This is a genomic window from Micromonospora sp. C41, assembly GCF_018070485.1.
Classification (GTDB): Bacteria; Actinomycetota; Actinomycetes; order Mycobacteriales; family Micromonosporaceae; genus Micromonospora; species Micromonospora chalcea.
Map to the genome: position 1 here is coordinate 321,785 of NZ_JAGPXP010000002.1, position 16,344 is coordinate 338,128.

Here is a 16,344-nt window from a genome sequence, read left to right on the forward strand (position 1 = left end):
GCCTGCCTCGCCTGCAGCTTTGGCACCCTTCCAGCTGGGATCGTGCCGTTGCTCCTGACGTCGGCTGCCATCGCCCAGGGATGCCCGGACTCAACGGGAACCCTCCGCGCGGCAGGCCGACCACATTGACAGTGAGCACTTGATCGGCAACCCTGGGTGTCCGAGACGAACGCTGTGCCTCACCCTGGGGGTAAGCGTGAAGATCGAATCACTGGTGCGCTCTCTCGGTGCCGAGTCGACGCTCGCGGCCGAGTCCTCCGAGCAACTCGTCAGCGACGTGCTCGCGTACGCCAAGGAACGCGCCCGGGACAACGATGCCTACCGCTACGGCAAACCGCCGATACCGATCCGCATCGGTGCCGCGATTCGCACCAGTCCGGCACAGGTGCTGCACGAACTGGGCGTGGCCACCACGCTCCTGACCGCGTCGCCGCTGGCGCAGGTGGCCCGACACTGGGCTCATGTGCGCTACTGCGCGACGCTGGACGTACGCGATGGTCATCTCGCGTTGTCCCAGCATGCTGGCAACGTCGTTCATCACCACAAGGTGGCCCAGTCGGAGCAGTTGGGCATCGGCTTGGCCCTGGTAGTGGCGAAGGAGGTGCTGCGACGGCAGCATCCGCGCTGGGACTTCCACGCCGTCGACGCGGAGGTCGCGTTGAAGGCCGGCTTCCTCGACGGCGTGGGCGAGGTCGCCACCATGCCGAGGACCACGAAACGACCGGACTACATCCTGCTGGGGCACCACCGCTCCGGCCGACGCAACGGCATGAAGATCGTCGTGCTGGAGTGCAAGGGCACCCACCAGTCCCCGGGCTTCGCGCACGGACAGCTCGCCCGCGCGGCCGTCCAGGTGAACGCGCTGCGGGTGGGCGGGCGCAGCCAGCCGTCACTCATGGTGGCCTCCTACCTGTCCCGGACACGGATCACCTCGTACGTGCTTGACCCGCCGGGGGACGACGAGCTGTGGTCGGGCGCGGACGACGAGCTGGACGAGCTGCTGGGTGGTGCACCCGGCGACCAGGACTGGAGGCCGCAACCCGCACCGCCCGACGAGGGCCGCACCTGGGAGGTGCCGGCCGACGCCGATCTCCGGGCCGAGGCTTCGGACGTCTCCCCTGCTGAGGATCTGCCCCCCGGTCGCCCCGACGTGTTCGACATTCCCGCTGACCGGCGTGGCTGGTTCACCCAGATCCTGACCCGCGCCGCAGCGGCGACGGCACTCCTCTTTGCCGGGGACAACGGCACCGCGCGTGCGTACGCGACACCTCGTCAGCGTGACGAACAGCCCGATCTCGGCCAGCAGACGTTGTTCAAGATCGACCTGCCGTGGGCGTCGAGCACTGCGCGTACGCTCCGGCTGCCCAACGGTCTGCGAGCGGAGGGCACCCGCTACCGAGCACCCCTGCCGGACGGCGAGATTCTGGAGGTCTTCCGCGGTGTGGAGAGCAGCCTCTACCGGCAGCTCGCGGACGGTCAGCTCGGCGCGTATTTCCGCGCCGCACCGCAAACCTTTCGCCAGTGGGCGCGAACCCCGCTGAACGGCGGGGTGCTGTCGGTCGGCCGCGATGGCACGGTCCTCGCCGTGCGACGCGCAGAGAGGCACTGATCAGGGCGGCCGCCCCCCCGACGAACCGGTTTCGTGCTAAACCGCGGGTAGGTCATTTCGCGATGTCCGTCCCGGCCGCCCGATGCCATACACCTTCTACCCACATCTCGTTGAGACCACTTCACCGGCGCGCAAAGCCAGCATCCGAGATGCGGAACAACCTACAACCGTACGCAAAAGGTTGACGCCCGTTGATCGTGATCGACCAATCACGCGGATCAGTCAGATCGCCGTACGAACGAAGGAGCCGTTCGTCAGCCGGCCAGAACGTTCGGTGAATTCCCGCCGCAGCACGTCCGCCATAGTGTCGACAGCCTCACATACGTGGTCACGCACCCGACGACATCGGAGGCCACCGTGGTCATGCGGCGCACCATCGGCGACTGGTATGCCAACGCGGAGGGCCGCGATTCGGCCGACTTCCGGCGTGACTGGGACAATGACGACCGGCCTGACCGCACTCCCGACTCCTGGCTCGACCGGTTGAAGCCGTCGGAGCGGCCGGCGGCTGTCCGCCCTTCGCGCCGTTCCGCCTCCACCTCGCGGGGCGGCCTTCGTGGCACAGTGCCCACCCAACGCGGTTTGGCGGATGCCGCCCGCGAGCTCCAGCGCCGGATGCCCGGCATCAAGGACAAGACGCTCGTCCGGCACCTCCGGCAGCGCGGCTGGCTCGACGTTTCCGAAGAACAGGTACGCAAGGCGCTGCGTGCGCACCCGGCCCGGCCGAGCTCGCAGTCACGTGGGGCCACGACGGCGACCACCCCGCCGAGCGCGAACCCGAAGCCGGCGAAGACGAGAACGATGGACGGCGGAACCGTCACGGTGATCCACCCGCCTACCAACTTTCCGCCGAAGACGAAGGCCCGAGGAACCATCGATGCGGTCTCTCCCCCTACCGCCACCCGAAAGCCGGCGAAGACCGACACATCCAGCCGTCGCGAGCGACGCACCCTGGCAGATGTGGTCCGTGCCGTCCTGGTGAGCCGCCCTGGCCTAAACACCAGGAGGTTGACCCAGGAGGTCAGAGCGTCTGGCTGGCCGAAGGCCACCGAAAGGCAGGTCAAAGCCGTTCGGAAGTCTCTCCCCCCGAGCCCACCCGCGCCCACGCCACCACCCCGAAGGATCCAGGTTCCGCCCCCGCTTCGGACCGTGCGGACTCCGCGCCCCGACGCCTGCTTTGCGTGTGGCGTCGTGCCTTCACCACTCGGGTCGTGCCGTTGTTCCTGACAACGCCAACCGTTCAGATCAGCCGCCGAACCGTTGCGCCGAGCCGATACAGCGGCCCGGCGCGACGACCGATGGGGTCAAGGTGACATCGGTGGGAGCGGATGAACATGACGTGGTCGCCGAGTGGCCTTTCGTACCGAGTGGACGGACGCTTCTGATCTATCGGCGGCCACGTGCGCCCGCGTAGCCTGACCCACTGCGGCCGAGCGCGACGTGGCTCAGACCGCCCACCCCCACGCGCCTCGACCCCAAGGAGTTCCCGGCATGACCTCGGATGCCCCCGACGGATCGGTTTCGGAAGCAGCCGTACCCGGGCAGCGGGTCCTCGACCTGTTGGACAAGGCCATCGCCGTCCAGAGCCCGCTGGTACGCAAGAACATCGCCCGGGCCCGCCAGCGGAACCCGGAGGCGACACCTGAAGAGGTGATCCGCAACCTGGAGCGGATGTACGTCAGCGCGTTGACCGGTACGGGCGCCGCGGTCGGTGGCGCTGCTGCCGCGCCCGGCGTCGGAACGGGCATCGCCCTGGCGCTGTCGGCCGGCGAGGTGCTCTCCTCCCTCGAACTGAGCGCCCTCTTCGCGCTCTCGATCGCCGAAGTCCATGGAGTCGGCATCGACGAAATCGAACGCCGCCGCACCATCGTCATGGGCATCATGCTCGGTGGATCCGGCTCCGCCACCATCACCAAGGTTGCGGAGCGCACCGGGCAACACTGGGGCCGCCAGGTCGTCGCGAAGGTGCCGCTGGAGACGTTGCGGCAGATCAACAAGATCCTGGGCAAGAACTTCATCACGAAGTACGGAACCAAGCAGGGAATCATCGTTCTCGGGCGGGTGGCGCCGTTCGGGATCGGCGCGTTGATCGGTGGCGGCGCCAACGCCGCTATGGCCACCCTCGCGGTGAAGGCCAGCCGCCGCGCGTTCGGCCCGCCCCCGCCGTCGTGGCCATAACGGGGGTACGCGCTGCCGTCAGCCACCGGCCGTCCCGTACGCGCCTCGCTCGGCAACGGAGGGCTTGGCCGGAAACTGCGCCAGGTCGGTCCAGTCCTCCAGCGCGGCGACGAGGATCTTCTTGACCTGAGTCTTGGCTTCCTCAAGCGCGAGATCGATGAAGCACTGGCATCTCGTCAGGTCGTCCCCGTTCACCACGCACAACAGCACCCCGGCCACCTGGAGCCCGCGGGCCGTAGCGACCATCTTGGCGTCCGGGGGCAGCGGGATGCGGGACGCGAGTTCGCGGGCGAACGACTGCACGACCCGGTCGCCGCCCAGAAGTGAGGCGAGCCAAGCGGCGACCGCTCCGACCAGGTCGTGCAGCTTCTTCTTGCCCGCCAGGATCGCCCCGGCCATGCGTGCCAGCAGCTTGCACCGCCTCCGCCGTCGGCGGCTGAAGAGTCGCTTCCAGGTCTCCTCGGTCACGTAATCCGTGGCGCGGTCCGACACGACCTCGACCCACCCGTCGGTGAGGACGGAGGCGCAGAAGTCGGCGGCCTTCTGGACCCGCTCCTGCTCGCGACGTTGCCTGGCACCGCCGCCGACTCCTCGGGGCGCTGCGCTCATGCCGGTGACCCGCCGCCTCGGGTGTGACGCGCGGGCACTACCCCGAGTCTTCCTCTCTTTGGGATGCCGTGGGCCCGCCTCCGGCATCCCGGGGTGCTTGTGGCAACGAATCCCCGCGATCCGTACACGGTTCTTGCAGAGGGTGTTGTCCTGGCACCGCGCGCGGCACTTCGGCATCTGACAATCATCACCACGCCCGGCCGGAATGACTGTCAGAAAATATACGGGTGCGCATTCGCGGTTTTCGGAAGTACGTCGTCTTCACGGCCCCGGCATGGGAATTGCACGAGCGCGACTAGCGCGACGTGGTCTTGCAGGGTCAGGTGTCGCAATTGTGTTGCGGTCGCGGTTGCGAAGAATAGTCATGTCAGCGGATAGGCGTTGCGGCGGCGGCTTGGCTTCTCGTGCCTTCATGGCTGCTCAATTTTCACGACACAGTCGCGTTACCTTTGCAGGTCAGCGGCGCAGGCGGCGGGAGCACTCGCCGTCGTGGCCGTCGCGGAGCACGCAGCGCCGCCCGCCCGGCATCCGCAGATCGCAGAAGACCCGGTGCCGCAGGAACTGCTCGTCCTCCTCCGAGACGGTCATCTCCCCCGGGTCCATCATCGGCAGCACGGTGATCCACCGGCCGACGACCCGGGCCAGGCGCTGAGCGGCCGGCAGGTCGGCGGCGACAACGGGCAGGTGGATCACGTACCGCCCGCTCACCGCCGACCACCCTCGGCCTGCTCGGACTGCCACCGACGCAGCGCGACCTTGATCCGCAGCGTCTCCCGCCGGCTCTGCGCCAGCGCGTCGTAGACGGCAGCCATGTCGACGGCGACCCGGTCGAGGAAGGCGTACACCTCATCAGGGTTGAGGCCGCGGCGCCCGAGCCGGGCGGGCGGGAAGCGGCGCTCACGCACCTGCCACGGCAGCAGGCCGGGGTACGCGCGGGAGCGGTACGTCGTCCCGGCGCCCTCGGGGAACGGCCTCTGGTTGCGGACGCTCATCGGTGCCTGCCTTCCTGGTCGTGGATGGGTGGGTCCACCCGCCCTCCCCGCACGGGCGGACCCACCCCGCCCGAACGCCGCAGCTTCGCTCAGCGGGTACGGCATCCGGGCTGGCCGGCGAGGGGTTGCCTGGAGAGTGCGGCGGCCGATCCGGGGGTTTCTCGGCCGCCGCACTGGCCATCCTGGGACAGTTCCCCGTGAATGAGCAACATTTGCGGCCACACTTTCCCCGGTCTGCGCCGATTTTCTTTTCCGCAGCCGCGAGACGTTCCACGGGAAGGCCTGGCAGTGTTGCGCAACGGAAGAGTCAGCCGCCCGTGGTAATTGCGCGGTGATGGCTGTTGTCGGGGGCGTCTTGTATGGTCAGACGCGTGAGTCGCTTCGTCAGCACGAAGCGCAAGACAAGCACTTCTCAGCTAATCGTTCCACGTTTCACCGATGGCGTACGGATGTAACAAAACGCAACACGGAAAGGGGTGGCCGATGGCCGACGACATGGGCTCGACAGTCCCCAGGAGACAGCTCGGGCGAGCGCTACGCGACCTGCGCACCGAAGCCCGCATGACCCTCGACGGCGCGGCCGAGGCCATGCAGTGCAGCCGCCAGAAGATGTGGCGCATCGAGACCGGCCTCGGCCCCACCCGCGCCGTCGACGTCAAGGCCATGTGCGAGCTGTACGCCGCCACCCCCGAGCTGACCACCGCCCTCGTCGCCCTCGCCAACGAGACCAAGGCCAAGGGCTGGTGGCACTCGTACGGCGACGCCATCCCCGACTGGTTCGAGCTGTACGTCGGCCTCGAATCCGCCGCCGCCCGCCTCCGCGAACATGACGACACCCTGGTCCCTGGGCTTCTCCAGACTCCGGGCTACACGCGAGGCGTCTACCAGAACCGCCCAAACATGCCGCCCGAGGAACTGGAGGAGGTCTTGGAAGTCCGCCGACGGCGTCAGGAGATCCTGGTTCGGCGACTCCCAAAGGCACCGCAGCTTGAGTGGGTCTTGTCGGAAGCGGTGCTGCTTCGATGCGTCGGTAGCCCCGCAGTCATGGCCGAGCAACTCGACCGTCTCCTTGAACGCACGACCCTGCCGAACGTGTCGATCCGCGTTCTCCCTCTGTCGGCGGGTGCCCATTATGGTGCGCTGGCCGGCGCCTTCGTCATGCTCGACTTCCCACTCGGCAACCGAATCGTCCCTGATCCGTCCGTCGTCTACAGCGAGTCAGTGACCGGTGCGCTCTACCTCGACAGGCCGGAAGAGTTCGCGGTCTACGAGAAGGTCTGGGCAAGCCTCGTCAGCCTCTCGCTCGATGAGGAACAATCAAGAAGGATGATCGGCAAGATCAAGGAAGAGGTCCATCATGGCTGACGACCTGCTCGGCGCACACTGGCGCAAGAGCACCCGCAGCGGCGACAACAACGGAAACTGCGTCGAGATCGCCGACAACCTGTCCGGCGTCGTCGCCGTACGCGACAGCAAGGACCCGGCCGGGCCTGTCCTCAGCTTCTCGCCTGACGCCTGGGTCAGCTTCGTCCGGGCTGCCAAGATCAGGCACTGAACCACTGTCAGACGGGAGCGCAACTGGCAGAGTTGCCGGAGGCGCTCCCGTCGCGCTGTTGCTCAGGCGCTTGCGTCTCCACCCGCATGCTGGGCCGCCCGGTCAAACAGCGACCAGCGGTTCCGCCACGCCTCCACCTGGGCTGGGTAGATCGCCGTGTGGCGACTGTCAGGGTTACGCGGGCGTACGCCGCCGACTCTCGACATGAACTCCTGGTGCCGCTCATCGATGCCACTGCGCAGGTCGTCTCCGGGCACGACGTAGAAGTTCCGCCGCCCATCGGTCACATCTACCAGCACGTAGAAGTCAATCGAGGCAGCCGTAGCCTTGTACACGTCTGCAATCATCCATGCGCCCTGGGCAGCGACCTGAACCGCCGCCCGCCTGCCGTTGATCTTGACGAACGTCTGCGGACCCTCAAGGCTCGCCGAATAGCCCTGCAACAGGGCTTCGGCCACTGCGAGGTGCCGCCCAGCTTGGTGCTTCTGATGGTTGCTCGGAGCCATCTGTTCTCCTACGGGGGTGAGGTGTCGGGCTACGACGATTGCCAGCCTGCGTCGATCGCATCCTGAAGCCGCTTACTGAACACGGCGTGCGCCTGCCGGTACTCGTTCTCCCGATCCGCTTTGTAGAAGGGTGCCGTGTACCCCTCAGGCACCGGATTCCGCTCCGGGTTCTCGAGGTACGCAATCAACTGCTCGTGGTGCTCCTTCGTCTGACCGAAGCCATATGAGTTGTGGCTACGCGCGATCTTCCGTCCGAGGGCATCAAACCACGTAGCCTCCTCGTAATCTCTCAGGATCGGGTACCGAGCTCGATAGACCGCAACGAGCTGATCCGCTGAGATGCCGAGCCAGGCCGCTACAAGGGCATCTATCTCCACCAGTGCGGCCCGTCGCTCCCGCTCGGCACGAAGTGGACTCGACCAATGCCAGCTAGCGTCGACATCGCCCAGCGGCGCGAACCCCTGCCACCCCACCGCCCACGCTTCCTTCTGCCACGAATCAACGAACAGTCCCGACCAGAGAGCAGCGTAGGCTCTTGTGAGACAGTTCAGGCGAAGCACTCGGAGGAGAAGAGGCGCCGCGAGGGGGTGACTTACGTCTGCCGCAGGCATTCGCTGCGCCTCCGCAACCTGCAAATCAGAACGACCGGTAATACGCAGCAGGTAATCGAGTGGTAGCGCCGAGAAAAACCCAGCCGCCAGGGCAGTCTCGCGATCCGTTTCAAGCGCGAGCGAGTAGACAGCATGAACATGAGCTGGCCCAGGCGGAATTAGCGCCGCAAAGAGGCTCCTCTCAGTATCGAAAGCGATCATCTTACGCCACGCTAACCGATAACGTGCACTAAACGGTCGCCCATTCCACTGCGATTGCGACCGCAAGTACCGATCGCGTTCGCACGACCGGACGTAGTTGGTACGATGTATTGCCGACTCGGGCAGCAACAAAAGGCTTCGCGAGGACCAGTCTCGATTTGTCCTGCAGGGGTAATTCGGCTCCTTATTGAAGGGATTTGCAATACCCAGATGAGGGCCCTGCAGAATAACTTCCTCAATGGTGTCGGGTTCGCCTGTTCGCCAACGAATTAGGCCGTCGGCCTTGCTGTTCGCCTCATGGTAACCAGAGCTCACCTGCAGCCGCCGCTCCCCAAGCCGGTGCTTCACTTTAGCTAGGGCGGAGATAGCACCTTGTTCATCCAGCGTGACCGGATAGAGCAGACTCGCTTCGAGGCTTGGAACCTCAGCACTAGACAGTTGCTGCCATTGATCAAGCAGGCACTTAGTAACCTGAACTAGGCGGCGCCGATGAGGACGGAGCTCCCACCGACCATTGTGCTTGATGCCGGGCGCCTCACCTTCTCCATCGTGCACCAAGGACGCGGAAAGGGTTCCAGGATCGAACAGCCAACTTACATGCGTGAAATTTACTGGACTCGATCGGCCGTAGATGTGAATCCCGAACTCGGTGTTGGCGTGAACCTCAGGAAATACTCCTCTGCGGTTCGAAAAGTGACCATGCAAGCGCAGATGCGCATATGCCGCAGCACGGAGGCGCCCTTCCCTGGCACCAGAAAAATGAGTATCGGGGTGTATAAGACCACTCACACCTGATTGAGTGATATTGCGCCACGTCTGACACATAAAGGCCCGATACAGATCCGGCTGCGTTCCGGTTAGGAGCGGATAAATAGCAGCGGCACCGAGCGTGCCTGCACGTCCAACGGTGGCACTGAATTCCCGCAAGTGGTCACGTCGTTCCCGACCGCTGCGAAGCAACTCGGTCTTCCGCAGCTGCCACTCCTCCGTGTTTTGCCTGCCCACGAGCGAGAACCACGGGTCACGGTCACCGAGTACGACGTCTTCCTGCCAAATAGGTCGGACCCAAGGGGGGTTTCCCACCTGGAGGTCGAAGCCGCCCTTGGCGAACGCCTGGGCGAACGTCAACTCCCAGTGGAAGAAGCCCTGCTGCTCGGCGATCCGCTCGGCGGCCAGCAGCCACGGGAATCGGTCGGCCAGCATCCACGGGGAGTCGACACCGATCACCCCGTCGAGCTTCTGCTCAAGCTCGCTCATCTCGGTTAGGCTGTCGAGCTTGCGGCCGTAGAAGCGTTCGGTGTTCTCGTCCACGTCGCTGCGCCCGACCAGCGCCTCCGCGAACGTCAGCCAGTCGTCCAGGTTGGTCAGCGGGACCTGCTTGCGGAGCTGTTCGGCCACGGTCATCCGCCGGGTGCCGGTCGCCTTGGTCGGCAGCGTCATCTGCCGCGGCTCCACGTTGCCGAAGATGTCCGGCGTCTCGTAGACCACCTGTTCCTCGTACTCCGGAACGTCCTTGACGTGCGACACCTGGACGGACTCGGCCGGGTAGGCCGCAGGGTCCGAGCCGTCGAGCAGGCCGACCTTGTCCAGGGGCCAGAACCACAGCGCGCACCAGGCGTCCATCAGCGTTTTGAGCCGCCAGTACGGCGTGCCCGGCGCGGTCAGGTCGGCGAGGATCTTGTCCCGGGCCACCGCCTCGGTCACCGGCGGGAGGTCGTCCGCTCCCCAGATTTCGATGTCGCGGCGGATCTCCCGCTCGGAGATGGCGAGCCGCTGCTGCACCAGCCCCCACAGGAACTCGACCCGCCGGGCCAGCGCCTGCAAGCGTTTGACCTGCGAGTTCTTCCCCTTGGCGGACGGCACGCGCTTCATCGCCGTACGCCAGGCTTTGAGCTTGGCGGTCTCGGCCGGCGCCAGCTCGCGGGCCTCCTTCTCCCCCGCGACCGCACCCCAGCCGTCGGCGGGGAGCAGGAAGTGGTGGATGGCGCCCTCGTCGATCGGTCCGTCCCGGAACGGCTTCTCCGCCGGGGCGGTGGTGAGCCAGGACTTGTCGGCGAGCTGCTTCGGTTCGTAGGCCTTGCGTCCGCAGCCGATGAGCGAGTTGCCGCGTTGCAGGTGCAGACCGAACCAGGGCGCCTGGAGGCCGGCGTGCATGACGTTCAGCCAGAGTGAGACTTCGGCCAGCTCGACGGCGGTGCGGTTGAGGTCGACGCCGTAGCTGTTGTGCAGCGCGATGTACGCCTTCACCCGCTGGAGTTCGAGGTGGTACTGCTCCGGGTCCAGGTCGACCTTCAGCTCGCGGGCGCGGCGGCGCAGGTATTCGGCGGCGACCTGGTTGATCGCCTCGTTGAGGAACGCGCCGGAGCCGAGCGCCGGCTCGCAGATCGTCCAGTCCAGCAGCTCCCGCGCCGGCGTGACCGTGCCGTCCTGGTCGAGGCGGTACTTCAGGGCGAGCTGGACGGTGACCTCGGTCAGCGACTGCGGGGTGTAGTAGGAGGCGCTGGTCTGCCGGTCCCGGCCGGCGAGACGGTAGACGAATGCGCCGGGGGCGTAGCTGACCCGGCTCCGTACGCCCGTGTACGGGTCCTCCTTGTAGACGAAGACGTTGTCGTCGTACTCGTCGGCCTTGGAGGCGGGGATCATCCACGAGCCGTCCTTCGGGTCGCCGTTCTTGGCGACCTCGTAGAGCTGCTCGGTGGCGACGAAACCGGTGTAGGACATCAGGCCCTCGTACACGGCACCGAGCTGGTTGATGCCGAGCTGGGCGTACGAGATGAAGCCACCCCGGCGCCTCTTCGCGCCCTTGGTGAGCATCAGCCGACGCAGCACCTGGTAGAGGACCTTGTTACGTAGCCGCGTGTCGATGGTCGCCGCGTCCGGGTCGTCCTCGTCGTCGCTGTCCGGCGCAAGGAGTCGGCCGATGAGCTTGGTCTTCTCCCGCAGGAACAGGTCCGACTTCATCGGCTCGAAGCGCAGGCCCTCGCCCTCGCTGGCCTTGTCGTCGACCTCTGCACCGGCACGCGGCCGGTGGCCGTCGTTGACCATACGGAACAGCAGGTCGAGCGACTCGTACAGGTGGAAGCCGCCCTCGGCCGAGGGGGCGAGCTTGCGGGAGACGAGGTCGCCAATGCGGGCCAGGCTGTAGCCCTCGACGTACTCGCGGTCGTTGACCGGCAGGACGCCCAGTTCGGGCCGGGCTTCGGCGTAGAGCAGGAACAGGATCCGGTAGAGGTAGCGCAACGCCTCCCGCCCGAGTGCCCTGGCCAGTTCGTCGAGCTCCATCACGTCCTGCGGCTGGTAGCCGGCCTGCCGGATGCGGTCGAGCACCTCGTTGGCGATGAGTTCGACGGAGACCTTGAGACCTTCGCGGAGTTCACCGGAGACGCCGACAGCGTGCTGGCGGGAGCCGGCGACCAGGTCGGCGAGGGGTTCGGTGCCGCCCTCGGCGGGCGGGCGCAGCGAGTCGGCGCCGAACAGCGCGGCGACGACGTCGTACTCCCGGTCGTCGTTGCGGGCGTAGGCGGTGTCCAGGCTGACGGCCAGGTAGCGGCCCTCACCCCAGGCGGTGCGGTCGGCGAGGGTCACCACGCCGCCGCTGAGGATCAGGACGTACCGGGGTTTCGGGTCGTCGGCGGCGAAGAGCCACGACGCGAGCTTCGCACCGGTGTCAATCGTCTCGGTGCCGCTCAGGGTGACCGGGGCGAGCAGGCGGCCGGCGTCGTCCGGGTCTTGCGCGGCCTCGGCGTCGACGGCCCAGCCGCAGTCGAGCGCGACGATGCCGTGCGCGGAGGTGAGTTCCGCGTGCGCGACAGTGATCTGATGCTCCTGGCCGGCGCGCTCGACGGTGATGGTCTGCGGCTGCGGCTCGAAGCCGAGCGCTTTCAGCAGCTCCTGATGCAGCTTGCGCAGCCGCTCGGGGTCGAAGAAGTCGTCGTCGGCCAGCTCCGTCTTCGCGTCGAAGTAGGGGCGGCGCAGGCCCCGCAGCCCGGTGCGCGGCGTCTGGTCGCCCGCCTTCTCCCGCTCGGCCCACTGCTTGAGCAGGCCACCCTTCAGGGTGGTGGGCAGGATCTCGGCGAGGTAGTGGGCGGAAAGGTACTCGCCGCGGTTGGTCAGCGCTTCGAAGCTCATGCGGCACTCTCCGGGGACGGGACGAGGACGGCGAGGACCCGCAGCAACGGATCACCAGCGGTTTCCAGACGGTCGAGCAGATCGTGCTGCTCGGCGACGGTGTTCCGCGCCCGCTCACGGCGCTTCGCACGGTGCGAGGCGGGCAGTTCGTCGAAGATGCTGGCCTGCTCGAAGGTCTGCAGCCGCCGCCGGTAGTGCTCCAACGGTTCGGCGTTCGCCGCGTCCCACTCGGCGCGTTCGGCCTCAAGGTGCCGGCGGGCTGCCGCGACGGCCTGCGGCAGGAGCTGACGGAACGGGTCGAGCGCCAGGGCCTCCGCGCGGTTGACCATGGCCGGGCCGACGTTGGCCTCGCGCAGCACCTCGTCCATCGGCCGGATCTCTGGCGCGGCGGGCAGGCCGGAGACGGCCATCCACTGCACCACTGTGGGCTGGCCGAGGCGGTTGGCGTAGACGCCCTGGATCAGGTAGGTCGGCTTGGTCACGTCGGCGGTTAACACCGGGGCCTGCTGGCGGCCGAGCCGGATGAGCACCTTGTCGACAAGCCAGTCGACCATCGGGTGGACGTCGCTGAGGAAGGCGATCTCCGGCCACATCGGGGTCTTGCTCTGCCGGGCCTGGTCGAGCTTGCGCTGGGCGAGTGTGCGGTCGAAGGTGACCTTCAGCCGAAGGTCCTCGCCCTCACGGTGGGCGCGCAGGTAGGAGCGGGGCAGGTCGGTGAGCCGGTGCACCAGGTCGTCGGGGGCGAGGAACGTGAGCAACTCGTCCTCCCGGCGCAGGTCGATGTGGTCCTCGGGCCGGTCCTCGTAGATCTCCCGCAGTGCCGCGTCGACGAAGTCCTCGGTGGAGTCGAAGAGCTTCGGCACCCGGGCCACGGCAACGTCCGTCATGACGGGGGCGGTGCCGACATCTCCGAAGAGGTCGGCCATCACGTCGATCTCGGCGTGGGCCGCCTCGTAGGACTCGTCGACGCTCTTGCCGGCCAGCAGGTCGCGGACCAGCCGGTCCTCCTCGGCCTTGGCGTCGTAGAGACCAGTTGCGGCTTCGACGCTGCCCAGGCTGCGATGGGCCACCGCTTCCCGGTCGAGCAGCTTCTCGGAGACCGTCCGGTCGTCCTTGGCGTCGTCCCGCTCCGAGGTGAGGATGAGCGCCCGGAACTGCGGCTGGTGCTTCTGCCCGTACCTGTCGATGCGGCCGTTGCGCTGCTCGATCCGGATCAGGCTCCACGGGATGTCGTAGTGGATCAGGTGATGGCACTGCTGATGCAGGTTGACGCCCTCGGAGGCGACGTCGCCGGTGAACAGCAGCCGCACCTCGCTGCCGGCCAGCTCGAACTCCTGGAGGATGCGCTGCTCGTCCTGGTCGGCGACGCCGCCGTGCAGCACCCGCACGGCGTTCGGCTTGAGGCCGAGCATGCCCGGGACCGTCTCGGCCAGCCACTTGATGGTGGGAACGCGCTCGGAGAACACCACCGCCCTGGTGTCGCTGCCCCTGCCCACGCCGATCTTCTTCAACTCCTCGACAAGCTTTACGAGCTTGCTGGAGTCATGGTCGGTCATCGCCGAGGTCAGCTCCGCGAGCCGGTCCAGCGCCATACGCTCGGTGCCGGTGGCCTTCTTGCGCCGGTTGGTCACCGTCTCGTGCAGCGCCCGGTGCGAGGAGAGGAAAGACTTCAACAACGTGTACGGGAAGAGCCGGTGCTGCCCGGTGACTGCCTCGTCGCTCCACTTGCCGGCCAGCCACACGTCGGTCAGCTCGTCGAAGACCTGCTCCTCGATCTGGCCGGCCGTGCAGTACACCGCCTGGGAGGGGCCCCGGTCGGCCCAGCGGTCGCCGATCTGGTCCCGCACCTCCGGGCTGACCTTCGTGCGACGGAGGTAGAGGTGGGCGATGTCCTTGGCCTCGTACTGCTTCTCGTTCGCGATCGCGGCCGGGTCGAGCAGCGAGATGAGCTGAGCGAACGACTCCTTGTCACCGTTGTGGGGAGTGGCACTTGCGAGCAGCAGCGCGTCGGTCTTCGCGGCGAGTCGGCGGGCCAGCTCATTGCGCTTGGTGCCCTTGTTGATCAGGTTGTGCGACTCGTCGATGACCACGACGTCCCAGGTGGTGGCGTCGAGGTGGTGGCCGAACTGGCCGGCGTCCTTGAGCGTGTCGACGGAGATGATGGCGCGCTTGAAGTAGGTGAACGGATTCCGCCCGGCCGGAATCTCCTGCTGGATGCGCTGGATTCCGGTCGAGTCGAGTCGCACCAGGGGAATCGCGAAGCGGGTCCACAGCTCGCGTTGGAACTGTTCCAGCACCTGCTGCGGTGACACCACCAGGATCCGGTCACCTCGGCCCCGGCGGATCAACTCGGCGAGGATCAGCCCGATCTCCAGGGTCTTGCCGAGGCCGACCACGTCGGCGAGCAGGATGCGCGGTCGCAGGCCGGACAGCGCCAGCTCGACCGGGCGCTGCTGGTAGGTGAGCGGATCGAGCAGGAACCGGTCGGCGAGGGCGAGGCCGCGTTCGGTGCGCGGCAGTGGCGTACGCCGCAGCACGGCCTCCAGGAACAGCCGGCTCTGCCGGAACCGCGACGAGGTGTCCACGACGAGTTCCGTCTGTTCGGGAACCAGCGGTCTGATGTCCTCGAGGCCGGTGAAGAATGTCGCCTCGACGTCCTGGACGAATTCCGACACCCCGACAGCCTTGATCATGGTGCCGTCGGCGGTGCCGGTCTTGACGCCTCGGACAAGCCACTCCTCGTCCCGGACGACGATGCGGGAGCCCGGGGCGAAGGTGGCGTCCTGGGAGGTGGTCATCGGTGGAGCCTTCCTACAGGGTCGAGCGTCGGGCGTACTGGCGGCGGATCCTCTCGACCAGCCATGTGACGTCGGGGCCGGAATCGGTCTGTCGCTCCGGGTCGACCACGGTGGGCTTCGGGTCCGGCACCGGCACTGTGTCGTCCTCGGGCTCGACCGAGGTGTCCTCCGGGTCCCGCTGGGGATCCTGCAGATCCGCTGTTACGAGCAGTTCAGTGTCCCCGTCATAGGTCAGGCCGGCGACCTCCTGGCGCAGGCCGGACGCTGTCTTGCCGCTACTCGCTGTGGCGACGGCAAGCAGGCGGGCGCCGGCGTCGTCCAGGCCGGGCCGGGCGTCGGGGTCGTGGGCCAGCATCGCGCCGAGCAACGGCGTCAGCTCGGCGGGCACGCCCGACAGGTCGGGCAGGTCGCTGGGCTCTGTGATGCGCAGCAGCAGGTTCCACGAGTTGGTCGGCGGGTAGAGGCCGTGACCGGTCAGGGCGAACACCAGCGTCGCCGCCAGCCCGTAGACGTCCACCGCCGCGGTCAGCTCCCGCTCACCGCGTACCTGCTCCGGCGACATGTAGGCGGGCGTGCCGACCAGGGCACCCGGCTCGGTCAGGTAGTCGCTGCGATCGATCAGGATCGCCAGCCCGAAGTCGATGAGCTTCGGGCCGTCGGGACCGAGGATGATGTTCTGCGGCTTGAGGTCGCGGTGGAGCAGGCCGGCCTGGTGCACCTTGCCCAGCCCGTCGGCGAGCATCGCGCCGACCATGGCGGCAAGCGGCAACGGAAGCGGTCCGTGGGCGTCGACGTGCTGCCGCAACGTCGCTCCGGGCACGTACTCCACGGCCAGCCACGCCGGGTCGCCGTAGGGGTCGGCGTTCTCCAGGCGGGCGATCCGCGAGCCGAACACCAGCTTGAGGCTGTCGACTTCGGCGGCGAATCGGTCCCGGATCGTCGGCTCCTCGATCAGGTGCTTCCGGATCACCTTGAGCGCGACGCGGTCGGCGGTCGGGGACACGGCGAAGAACACCTCACCCATCCCGCCCGAGCCCAGCGGCTTGACCAACTCGAAGCCGCCGATGGTGCCCAGCGTCATCCCGCCCCCTCACGATGACACCCAACCGAACTGCCACCCGTCGGGTCGGAGCCCGGCGGACGCACGACCGTACATC

11 protein-coding genes are annotated in these 16,344 nt (G+C 67.3%); 4 read left to right on the plus strand and 7 right to left on the minus strand.

Annotation, left to right across the window (positions count from 1 at the left end):
* Nucleotides 1–196 precede the first annotated feature (196 nt).
* Nucleotides 197–1,609 carry a hypothetical protein gene (locus KBX43_RS03690; protein WP_209961794.1) on the plus strand — a complete coding sequence of 471 codons (1,413 nt, stop codon included), beginning with the start codon at nt 197–199 and terminating at the stop codon, nt 1,607–1,609.
* A gap of 1,491 nt (nt 1,610–3,100) precedes the next feature.
* The gene (locus tag KBX43_RS03695) at nt 3,101–3,787 is read left to right on the plus strand and encodes a hypothetical protein (RefSeq protein ID WP_069089729.1); all 687 of its coding nucleotides are present in this window, start codon (nt 3,101–3,103) and stop codon (nt 3,785–3,787) included.
* Nucleotides 3,788–3,805: 18 nt separating this feature from the next.
* Here KBX43_RS03695 and KBX43_RS03700 read toward each other — a convergent pair whose 3' ends face one another.
* The 3 genes from KBX43_RS03700 to KBX43_RS03710 all read right to left on the minus strand — a co-directional run bounded on the left by KBX43_RS03700 (nt 3,806) and on the right by KBX43_RS03710 (nt 5,388).
* Nucleotides 3,806–4,396 carry a hypothetical protein gene (locus tag KBX43_RS03700; RefSeq protein ID WP_210883105.1) on the minus strand — a complete coding sequence of 197 codons (591 nt, stop codon included), beginning with the start codon at nt 4,394–4,396 and terminating at the stop codon, nt 3,806–3,808.
* A gap of 456 nt (nt 4,397–4,852) precedes the next feature.
* Complete coding sequence (locus KBX43_RS03705) at nt 4,853–5,104, minus strand: hypothetical protein (RefSeq protein WP_123111931.1); 252 nt, start codon at nt 5,102–5,104, stop codon at nt 4,853–4,855.
* A complete protein-coding gene (locus KBX43_RS03710) occupies nt 5,101–5,388 on the minus strand; it encodes a DivIVA domain-containing protein (RefSeq protein WP_210883106.1) in 288 nt (95 codons plus the stop codon). Before KBX43_RS03710 ends, KBX43_RS03705 begins: the two co-directional genes overlap by 4 nt.
* A gap of 483 nt (nt 5,389–5,871) precedes the next feature.
* On the opposite strand from KBX43_RS03710, the gene KBX43_RS03715 reads away from it, so the two are divergent.
* Both KBX43_RS03715 and KBX43_RS03720 read left to right on the plus strand, forming a co-directional pair.
* Nucleotides 5,872–6,753, plus strand: a complete 882-nt coding sequence (locus tag KBX43_RS03715; RefSeq protein WP_210883109.1) for a helix-turn-helix transcriptional regulator — start codon at nt 5,872–5,874, stop codon at nt 6,751–6,753.
* Nucleotides 6,746–6,943, plus strand: coding sequence for a DUF397 domain-containing protein (locus KBX43_RS03720; RefSeq protein WP_210883117.1), 198 nt, complete (start codon nt 6,746–6,748; stop codon nt 6,941–6,943). The genes KBX43_RS03715 and KBX43_RS03720 overlap by 8 nt, the downstream gene beginning before the upstream one ends.
* Nucleotides 6,944–7,005: 62 nt before the next feature.
* Here the strand turns inward: KBX43_RS03720 and KBX43_RS03725 are convergent, their stop codons facing one another.
* The 4 genes from KBX43_RS03725 to KBX43_RS03740 are packed head-to-tail and all read right to left on the minus strand — an operon-like array spanning nt 7,006 to nt 16,268.
* Nucleotides 7,006–7,449 carry a hypothetical protein gene (locus tag KBX43_RS03725; RefSeq protein WP_210883119.1) on the minus strand — a complete coding sequence of 148 codons (444 nt, stop codon included), beginning with the start codon at nt 7,447–7,449 and terminating at the stop codon, nt 7,006–7,008.
* 29 nt (nt 7,450–7,478) lie between these two features.
* Nucleotides 7,479–12,389 (minus strand): class I SAM-dependent DNA methyltransferase, encoded by a 4,911-nt coding sequence (locus KBX43_RS03730; RefSeq protein WP_210883121.1) that lies wholly within the window; start codon nt 12,387–12,389, stop codon nt 7,479–7,481.
* On the minus strand, nt 12,386–15,187 hold the full coding sequence (locus KBX43_RS03735) for a helicase-related protein (RefSeq protein WP_210883123.1): 2,802 nt from the start codon (nt 15,185–15,187) through the stop codon (nt 12,386–12,388). The genes KBX43_RS03730 and KBX43_RS03735 overlap by 4 nt, the downstream gene beginning before the upstream one ends.
* Nucleotides 15,188–15,200: 13 nt before the next feature.
* Nucleotides 15,201–16,268, minus strand: coding sequence for a serine/threonine-protein kinase (locus KBX43_RS03740; RefSeq protein ID WP_210883131.1), 1,068 nt, complete (start codon nt 16,266–16,268; stop codon nt 15,201–15,203).
* Nucleotides 16,269–16,344 lie beyond the last annotated feature (76 nt).

What these genes read in the sequence shown, in the direction of transcription:
- KBX43_RS03695 (WP_069089729.1), top strand. Translation starts at nt 3,101, where the DNA reads ATGACCTCGGATGCCCCCGACGGATCGGTTTCGGAAGCAGCCGTACCC.
- KBX43_RS03700 (WP_210883105.1), bottom strand. Translation starts at nt 4,396, where the DNA reads ATGAGCGCAGCGCCCCGAGGAGTCGGCGGCGGTGCCAGGCAACGTCGC.
- KBX43_RS03710 (WP_210883106.1), bottom strand. Translation starts at nt 5,388, where the DNA reads ATGAGCGTCCGCAACCAGAGGCCGTTCCCCGAGGGCGCCGGGACGACG.
- KBX43_RS03715 (WP_210883109.1), top strand. Translation starts at nt 5,872, where the DNA reads ATGGCCGACGACATGGGCTCGACAGTCCCCAGGAGACAGCTCGGGCGA.
- KBX43_RS03720 (WP_210883117.1), top strand. Translation starts at nt 6,746, where the DNA reads ATGGCTGACGACCTGCTCGGCGCACACTGGCGCAAGAGCACCCGCAGC.
- KBX43_RS03725 (WP_210883119.1), bottom strand. Translation starts at nt 7,449, where the DNA reads ATGGCTCCGAGCAACCATCAGAAGCACCAAGCTGGGCGGCACCTCGCA.
- KBX43_RS03730 (WP_210883121.1), bottom strand. Translation starts at nt 12,389, where the DNA reads ATGAGCTTCGAAGCGCTGACCAACCGCGGCGAGTACCTTTCCGCCCAC.
- KBX43_RS03735 (WP_210883123.1), bottom strand. Translation starts at nt 15,187, where the DNA reads ATGACCACCTCCCAGGACGCCACCTTCGCCCCGGGCTCCCGCATCGTC.
- KBX43_RS03740 (WP_210883131.1), bottom strand. Translation starts at nt 16,268, where the DNA reads ATGACGCTGGGCACCATCGGCGGCTTCGAGTTGGTCAAGCCGCTGGGC.